The following is an 8,138-nucleotide window of genomic DNA, read 5'->3' as shown; positions in this document are numbered from 1 at the left end:
CCGGCTCAGGCCGCGCCGTCCCAGCCGGCGCCGTCCCAGCCGGCGCCCGCCCCGGCCCAGCCCGCGGCTCCGGCCCCGGCTGCGGCGGCGGGACCGGTCGCAGCCGCTCAGCCGTTCCCCCCGGCCCACGCCGGCGAGGAGGACGAGGTCGTCCCGTTCACCAACATCCGCCGGCGCACGGCCGAGCACATGATCCGATCCAAGGCCACCTCGGCCCACACCCTGACCGCGGTCGAGGTGGACTTCCACGGCGTGGACGCGGCCCGGGGCCACGTGCGCGAGTCGTTCCGCGAGGCGGAGGGCTTCTCGCTCACCTACCTGCCGTTCATCGCCCGGGCGGTCGTCGACGCCCTGTCGGAGTTCCCGCGGCTGAACGCGTCGGTCGGCACCAACGAGCTGGTCGTGCACAAGCGGGTCAACCTCGGCGTCGCCGTGGACCTCGACTACGAGGGGCTGATCGTCCCGGTCGTCAAGGACGCCGACTCCAAGCGGCTGCGCGCCATCGCCCGGGAGGTCCGGGACCTGGCCGAGCGGGCTCGGGGCAAGCGCCTGTCCGCCGACGACATCAGCGGGGGAACGTTCACGATCACCAACCCGGGCCCGTACGGCACGTTCATGACCGTGCCGATCATCAACCAGCCCCAGGTGGCCATCCTGTCGACCGACGGGGTGAAGCGGAAGCCGGTCGTGGCCGACCTGGCGGGGGGCGGCGAGGGCATCGTGATCCACCCGGTCGGGATCCTGGCCCTGTCGTTCGACCACCGGGCCAACGACGGCGCCTACGCCTCGGCGTTCCTGGCCAAGGTCCGGGAGATCATCGAGACGCGCGACTGGTCCGGCGAGCTGTGACCGGCCGTCCCGTCCCGGCCGGCGCCCTCCGGGTGCGGTGGCTGGGCCGGGCCCGCTACCGCGACGCCCATGCCGTGCAGGGCGCCCTGTTCCGTTCCGACGGGCGCTACCTGCTCCTGCTCGAGCACCCGCCCGTCTACACGTGCGGCGTGCGCACCGACCCCGCCCACCTGCTGGTGGATCCGCCTGCGGTGGGAGCGGAGCTGGTGCACACCGACCGGGGCGGGGACGTCACCTACCACGGGCCCGGCCAGCTGGTCGGCTACCCGATCCTCGACGTGCCGCCGGGCCCCGACTCGGTGCCCCGGCACGTCCACGGGGTGGAACAGGTGGTGATCGACGCCCTGGACGACCTCGGCGTCCGGGCCGGGCGTCTGTCCGGTTACCCGGGCGTGTGGGTGGACCCGGAGGGGCCCCGGCCCCGGAAGATCGCCGCCATCGGCATACGCGTGACGCGGGGGCGCTCGATGCACGGCTTTGCCCTCAACGTGGCCCCGGACATGGAGATGTTCACCCACATCGTCCCGTGCGGGATCTCGGACCGGCCCGTGACGTCGCTGGCGGCCGAGGGCCTGACCGTGTCGATGCGCGAGGTCGTCGACGTGGTGGCCCGGCGCGCCGCGGAGCGGTGGGGCCCGGAGGTGGAGCGGGCCGACGCGGCCTGGGACGCTCCCGAGGCGCCGGCCCGGCCGACGCCCGGTCGGGCCGAGCCGGCGGGCACGGTCCGCATCACCGACCGCAAGCCGCCGTGGCTGCGCGTCAAGGCGGAGATGGGCCCGGAGTTCCGCCGGGTCCGCTCGGTCATGCGCTCGCTCGACCTGGTGACGGTGTGCGAGGAAGCCGGCTGCCCGAACATCTTCGAGTGCTGGGCCGACGGCACCGCCACCTTCATGATCAACGGGGAGCGCTGCACCCGGGCGTGCGGCTTCTGCCTGGTCGACACCCGCCGGCCGCTGGCGCCCGATCCCGCCGAGCCGGGGCGGGTGGCCGGGGCGGCGGCGCGCATGGGTCTCGACCACGTCGTGGTCACGGCGGTGGCGCGCGACGACCTGGCCGACGGGGGGGCGGCGGCCTTCGCCGCCACCGTCACCGAGCTGCGCCGGGTGCGGCCGGGCGCGACCGTCGAGGTGCTGATCCCGGACTGCAAGGGGGACCCGGCGTCGCTGGAGGTGGTCTTCGCCGCCCGGCCCGACGTGCTCAACCACAACCTCGAGACCGTGCTGCGCCTGCAGCGGGCGGTGAGACCGTCGGCGTCCTACGGCCGGAGCCTGGCGGTGCTGGCCCGGGCCAGGGAGGCGGGCCTGGTCACCAAATCGGGGATCATCCTCGGCCTGGGGGAGGCCGAGGCGGAGGTGCTGGCCGCCATGGCCGACCTGCGGGCGGCCGGCGTGGACATCCTCACCCTCGGTCAGTACCTGCGGCCCACCGCCGGCCATCTCCCGGTGGCGCGGTGGTGGCGCCCCGAGGAGTTCGCCCGGTTGGGGGAGCAGGGCCGGGAGATGGGCTTCGCCCACGTGGAGGCGTCCCCCCTGACCCGGTCGAGCTACCACGCCCGCCAAGCGGTGGTCGCGGCCCCGGTGGGAGCGGCGGGATGACGGCCGCGGCAGGGGTGGGCCCGGACCAGACCGTGGCGCGCGCCACCCGCATCGACCGGGTGCGAGGCGCCATGGTCCGAGCCGGCGTCGACGCCCTGCTGCTCTCGCTCGGTGCCGACCTGCCCTGGCTCACCGGTTACGAGGCCATGCCCCTCGAGCGGCTCACCATGCTCGTGCTGCCGGCCGACGGGGATGCGACCCTGGTCGTCCCCCGGCTCGAGGCTCCCCGCGTGCGCGAGGCGCCCGAGCTGTTCACGGTGCGGCCCTGGAACGAGACCGAGGACCCGGTGCAGATCGTCGCCGCCCTGGTGGGCTCCCGCCGCAGCCTGGGGGTCTCGGACCGGGCCTGGGCGTCGGCACTGCTGCGGCTCCAGGGCGCGCTGCCGGCGGCTGCGTGGTCGCCGGCGTCGGGCGTGACCGGGCCCATCCGCGCCGTCAAGGACGCCGCCGAGATCGGGTGTCTGCGCGCCGCGGGCGAGGCGGCCGACCGGGTGGCCGACCAGCTGCAGGCCGGGCTGATCCCGCTGGTCGGGCGGACCGAGGCCGAGGTGTCCCGGGACCTCTCCCGGCGGCTGCGGGACGAGGGCCACGAGCGGGTGAACTTCGCCATCGTGGGCAGCGGGCCGAATGCCGCCAGCCCCCACCACGAGGCGGGCCCCCGCCGGATCGAGGCCGGGGACGTGGTCGTCTGCGACTTCGGCGGCGTGCTGTCCCTCGACGGCGGCCCGGGCTACTGCTCGGACATCACCCGCACCGTCGTCACCGGGGAGCCCTCCGCCGAGGTGCGCGACCTGTACGCGGTGCTGCAGGCCGCCCAGGCGCAGGCGGTGCAGGCGGCGCGTGTCGGAGCCACGTGCGAGGAGGTGGACGCGGCGGCGCGCCGCCAGATAACCGCCGGCGGCTTCGGGGAGTTCTTCATCCACCGGACCGGGCACGGCATCGGGCTCGAGGAGCACGAGGACCCGTACATCGTCGCGGGCAACGCCACGCCCCTCGAGCCGGGCCATGCGTTCTCGGTGGAGCCGGGCATCTACCTGGCCGGGCGGTTCGGCGCCCGGCTCGAGGACATTGTGGTGGCGACCGAGGACGGCCCCCTGGCGCTCAACCGGGTCGACCACGGCCTGGCCGTGGTGGGCTGAGCTTCACCCGACCCGATGCGGGTCAACATGCAATGCTGGACGGGGCGGGGGGAGGTGACTCCATGGTCGAACCGGGGAGCGGGGACGAGGCCAGGGCCGCTGGCACTGCCTTGGACGCCTTGCAGCTGGTGCGGCAGGCCACCGGGTCAGAGGCGGGGACGGGGTTGGAGGCGATCAGGCAGCTTCGCCCGCTGCTGGACGAGTGGGAGCGCCAACAGGTCGAGCGGGCCCGGGGGGCGGGGTGGAACTGGGCCGAGATCGCCAAGCGGCTGGGGCGGCACCGCCAGGCGGTGCACCGGGAGTACGCCACCCGCCGCCCCAGGGGCTGACCCCTATCTGGCGACGAAGTACTTGGCCTGGGGGTGGTGGCAGACCAGGGCCAGCGTCGACTGCTCGGGATGGAGCTGGAAGCCCTCGCTGACCTCGACCCCGATCCGCTCGGCCTCGAGCAGCTCGGCCACCTTGGCGTTGTCCTCGAGGTCGGGACAGGCCGGGTAGCCCCAGGAGTACCGGCCGCCCCGGTACTGCTGGCGGAACAGCCCGCCGAGCGTGGGGCCGTCCTCCCCGGCGAAGCCCCACTCCTCCCGGATCCGCCGGTGCCAGTACTCGGCCAGGGCCTCGGCCATCTCGACTCCGAGGCCGTGCAGCAGCAGGTACTCCTGGTACCGGTTCTCGGCGAACAGCTTGGCCGTCTCCTCCGACACCTTGGGGCCCATCGTGACGAGGTGGAGGGCGGCCCAGTCCCCTTCCTCTGACGCGGCCGGGCGGAAGAAGTCGGCGATGCACAGGAACGGCGCCTGGCGCTGGCGGGGGAAGGTGAAGCGCAGCCGCTCGGCCGTACGGCTCTCGTCCTTCCAGATCACCAGGTCGTTGCCCTCGGAGTTGGCGGCGAAGTACCCGTAGGCCACCTGCGGCACCAGCACCCCTCTGGCCTTCGCCTGGTCGAGCTCGGCCCGCAGCGTCGGCCGGACGCGGTCTTTGAACTCGGCGTCGCTCTCGGGGCCGCCGGCGCGGTTCTTCTCGGGGCGGAACTGCCACTGGTTGCGGAACAGGGAGGTTTCGTTGAGGTAGCCGGCGATGTCGTCGAGCGGGATGCCCCGCACCACCCGCGTGCCGACGAACGGCGGTGAGAACACGGGGTTGTCGCTCACCACGTCCGGCGACCGCGCCGGGATCTGCTCGTCCGGCAGGGCGTTGGCGGCGTCGAGCTCGCTCTTGCGCGCCGGCATGATCCGCTCGGAGAGCTTGCGCCCGAAGTCCGGATCCTCCTCTCCGCTGCGCTTGAGCTCCATCAGGCGGTCCATGGTCCGGAGGCCCTCGAAGGCGTCCCGCCCGTAGAACACCCGGCCCTCGTAGACCGAACGCAGGTCGCGCTCGACGTAGTGGCGGGTCAGGGCGGCGCCGCCGAGCAGGACCGGCATGGCGGCGCGGCCCTGGGAGTTCAGCTCCTCCAGGTTCTCGCGCATGATCAGGGTGCTCTTCACCAGCAGCCCGCTCATGCCCAGGGCGTCGGCCCCGATCTCGTCGGCCTTGGCCAGCATCTCGGACAGGGCGACCTTGATGCCGAGGTTGTGCACCTCGTAGCCGTTGTTGGTGAGGATGATGTCGACGAGGTTCTTGCCGATGTCGTGGACGTCGCCCTTGACGGTGGCGAGCACCACCCGGCCCTTGCCCCCCGATTCGGTCTTCTCCATGTGCGGCTCGAGGTGGGCCACCGCCGTCTTCATCGTCTCGGCGGACTGGAGGACGAACGGCAGCTGCATCTCGCCCGACGCGAAGAGCTCGCCCACGACCTTCATTCCCTCGAGGAGGACGTCGTTGACGATCTCGAGGGCGGGGCGCCCGGCCCCCAGGGCCTCGTCGAGGTCGTCGGTGAGCCCGTTGCGGTCCCCGTCGATGATGCGGGCCTTGAGGCGCTCCTCGACCGACCACGAGCTGCGGTCCTCCACCTCCCGGGTGGCGGCGCTGACGTCGGCGAAGAGATCCAGGAGCTCGGCCAGCGGGTCGTATCCCTCCCGCCGGCGGTCGTAGATCAGGTCGAGGCACACCTCGCGCTGGCGCTCGTCGATCCGGTTGAGGGGAAGGATGCGCCCGGCGTGGACGATGGCGGAGTCCAGTCCGGCCTGCAGGCACTCGTGCAGGAACACCGAGTTGAGGACGTGACGCAGCGCCGGCTTGAACCCGAAGCTGGCGTTGGACAACCCGAGAGTGGTGAAGACCCCGGGCAGCTCGGTCTTGATCAGCCGGATCCCCTCGATGGTCTCGATGCCGTCGCGGCGGGACTCCTCCATGCCCGTGGACAGGGTGAGCGCCAGGGGGTCGAACAGCAGGTCCCCGGGCGAGAGCCCGTAGCGCTCGACGGCGATGTCCCTGATCCGCCGGGCCACCCGCAGCTTCCACTCGGCGGTGCGGGCCTGGCCGGTCTCGTCGATGCACGTGCAGACCACCGCCGCCCCGTACTCGCGGGCCAGGGACAGGAAGCGGTCGAGGCGGGTGCCGGGCTCCTCGCCGTCCTCGAGGTTCACCGAGTTGAGCACCGGGCGGCCGCCGATCCACTGCAGGCCGGCCTCGATCACCTCGGGCTCGGTGGAGTCGAGCACCAGCGGGGCACTGGCCGAGGTGGCCAGGCGGCGGGCCAGCTCGGTCATGTCGGCCACCCCGTCGGCGCCGGTGTAGTCGACGCACAGGTCGAGGAGGTGGGCGCCCTCCCGCACCTGGTCCCGGGCGATGCGCTCACACGTCTCCCAGTCCTGGGCCAGCATGGCGTCCCGAAAGGCCTTCGATCCGTTGGCGTTGGTGCGCTCCCCGATCATCAGGAACGACGTGTCCTGGTGGAACGGGACGGGCGAGTAGATGGACGAGCCCGCCGCCTCGATCTCGGGCCGGCGGGCGGCGGGGGAGAGGCCCGCGCAGCGTTCCACCACGGCCGCCAGGTGGGCCGGGGTCGTTCCGCAACACCCGCCGATTACCGACACGCCGAGGTCCGACACGAACCCGGCGTGGTGCTCGGCAAGCTGGTCGGGCGTGAGGTCGTAGTGAGTCTGCCCGTCGACGACGGAGGGCAGGCCGGCGTTGGGCAGGCACGCGATCGGCACGGGGGAGTGCCGGGAGAGGTAGCGGAGGTGCTCACCCATCTCGCGGGGACCGGTCGCGCAGTTGAGGCCGATCACGTCGGGCTGCAGGGCCGCCAGGGTGGTGAGGGCGGCGCCGATCTCCGAGCCGACGAGCATCCGCCCCGTCGTCTCCATGGTCACCTGGACCTGCAGCGGCACCTCACGGCCCACCGCCGCCATGGCCCGCCGGCAGGCGATCAGCCCGGCCTTGGCCGCCAGCAGGTCGTACTGGGTCTCGACCAGCAGCAGGTCGACCCCGCCCTCGAGGAGCGCACGCGCCTGCACCTCGTACATGTCGCGCAGCTCGGCAAAGGGGATCTGGCCCAGCGAGGGCAGCTTGGTCCCGGGGCCCATCGAGCCGGCCACCCAGCGGGGCCGGTCGGGCGTCGAGAACCCCGACGCCACCTCGCGCGCCAGACGGGCGGCAACCAGGTTGAGCTCGTGGGCCCGGTCGGCGATCCCGTACTCGGCCAGCACGACCCCGAACGCCCCGAAGGTGTGGGTCTCGATCACGTCGACGCCCACCTCGAGGAACTCCTCGTGGACCCGGGCCGCCACGTCGGGCCGGGTGACCACCAGGACCTCGTTGCACCCCTCGAGGTCGGGGCCCCCGAAGTCGTCGGGCCCGAGGTCGGCGGCCTGGAGGCTGGTCCCCGACGCCCCGTCGAAGATCACCACGCGCTCGGTCGCCGCGGCGAGATAGGCGTCGGGTGCGGCCGGCATGGCCCCAAGGCTACCGACCCCCCGTGGGGGCCCCGCCGTTAGATTCCTCTGGAGATCATCCAGGGGATCGGCCAATTGAAGATCTACACGCGCAAGGGGGACGACGGCACCACCGGCCTGCTCTACGGCGGACGCGTCCGCAAGGACAGCCCGGTGATCGAGGCCAACGGCGCCGTCGACGAGGCCCAGGCCGCCCTGGGCGTGGCGCGGGCGGAGTCGGAGCCCGGAGGCGAGCTCGACGCCCTGCTGACCCGCCTGGAGCGGGAGCTCTACGTGCTGATGGCCGAGGTGGCCACCGCCCCTGACAACCGCCGCAAGCTGGAGCCGGGCCGGAGCCTGGTTACGCCTGGCATGGTGTCCGCCCTCGAGGCCGACATCGACCGGCTCACCGGGCTGTTCGAGATGCCCACCGAGTTCGTCGTGCCGGGGGAGAGCCGCCCCGCCGCCGTCCTCGACGTGGCCCGCACCGTCGTCCGCCGGGCCGAGCGCCTCTGCCTGGCGCTCCCGCCCGCCGACGGATCGCAGGTCGGCGCCTACCTCAACCGCCTGTCGGATCTCCTCTGGACCATGGCCCGGTGGCAAGAGGGCGGGTCCCTCTCTTCCCGGACCGGAAAGGCTGCCGCCCGATGACACCCGCTTCCCGCAAGGGGTCCGCCGCCCGGGCGAGGCCGGCGCCCCGCAAGCGGTCCGCCCCCCGCCTCCCCGCTCCGGCCCGGGCC

Annotated in this window: 6 protein-coding genes; 5 read left to right on the top strand and 1 reads right to left on the bottom strand. The window is 73.3% G+C overall.

All coding sequences use genetic code 11. From position 1 onward, the window contains the following. From VFW24_06560 to VFW24_06545, 4 genes are all read left to right on the top strand, one after another. Positions 1-849, top strand: an 849-nt coding sequence (locus VFW24_06560; GenBank protein ID HEX5266417.1) for a 2-oxo acid dehydrogenase subunit E2, incomplete at its 5' end; no start/stop codon positions are given. Next, the gene (gene lipA / locus VFW24_06555) at positions 846-2,444 is read left to right on the top strand and encodes a lipoyl synthase (GenBank protein HEX5266416.1); all 1,599 of its coding nucleotides are present in this window, start codon (positions 846-848) and stop codon (positions 2,442-2,444) included. The genes VFW24_06560 and lipA, both read left to right, overlap by 4 nt. Beyond that, positions 2,441-3,583 carry a Xaa-Pro peptidase family protein gene (locus tag VFW24_06550; protein ID HEX5266415.1) on the top strand — a complete coding sequence of 381 codons (1,143 nt, stop codon included), beginning with the start codon at positions 2,441-2,443 and terminating at the stop codon, positions 3,581-3,583. The genes lipA and VFW24_06550 overlap by 4 nt, the downstream gene beginning before the upstream one ends. Positions 3,584-3,702: 119 nt before the next feature. Further along, entirely contained in the window at positions 3,703-3,912 is a 210-nt protein-coding gene (locus tag VFW24_06545) for a helix-turn-helix domain-containing protein (protein HEX5266414.1), read from the top strand. A gap of 3 nt (positions 3,913-3,915) precedes the next feature. On the opposite strand, the gene metH is transcribed toward VFW24_06545, so the two are convergent. Further along, positions 3,916-7,419 carry a methionine synthase gene (gene metH / locus VFW24_06540; protein HEX5266413.1) on the bottom strand — a complete coding sequence of 1,168 codons (3,504 nt, stop codon included), beginning with the start codon at positions 7,417-7,419 and terminating at the stop codon, positions 3,916-3,918. 75 nt (positions 7,420-7,494) lie between these two features. On the opposite strand from metH, the gene VFW24_06535 reads away from it, so the two are divergent. Beyond that, on the top strand, positions 7,495-8,049 hold the full coding sequence (locus VFW24_06535) for a cob(I)yrinic acid a,c-diamide adenosyltransferase (protein ID HEX5266412.1): 555 nt from the start codon (positions 7,495-7,497) through the stop codon (positions 8,047-8,049). Positions 8,050-8,138: the final 89 nt, after the last annotated feature.

This window comes from Acidimicrobiales bacterium (assembly GCA_036273495.1).
Classification (GTDB): Bacteria; Actinomycetota; Acidimicrobiia; order Acidimicrobiales; family JAJPHE01; genus DASSEU01.
The sequence above is the reverse complement of the archived record's forward strand: the minus strand, read 5'-3'. Positions and strand labels throughout refer to the sequence as shown.

What these genes read in the sequence shown, in the direction of transcription:
- VFW24_06550 (HEX5266415.1), top strand. Translation starts at nt 2,441, where the DNA reads ATGACGGCCGCGGCAGGGGTGGGCCCGGACCAGACCGTGGCGCGCGCC.
- metH (HEX5266413.1), bottom strand. Translation starts at nt 7,419, where the DNA reads ATGCCGGCCGCACCCGACGCCTATCTCGCCGCGGCGACCGAGCGCGTG.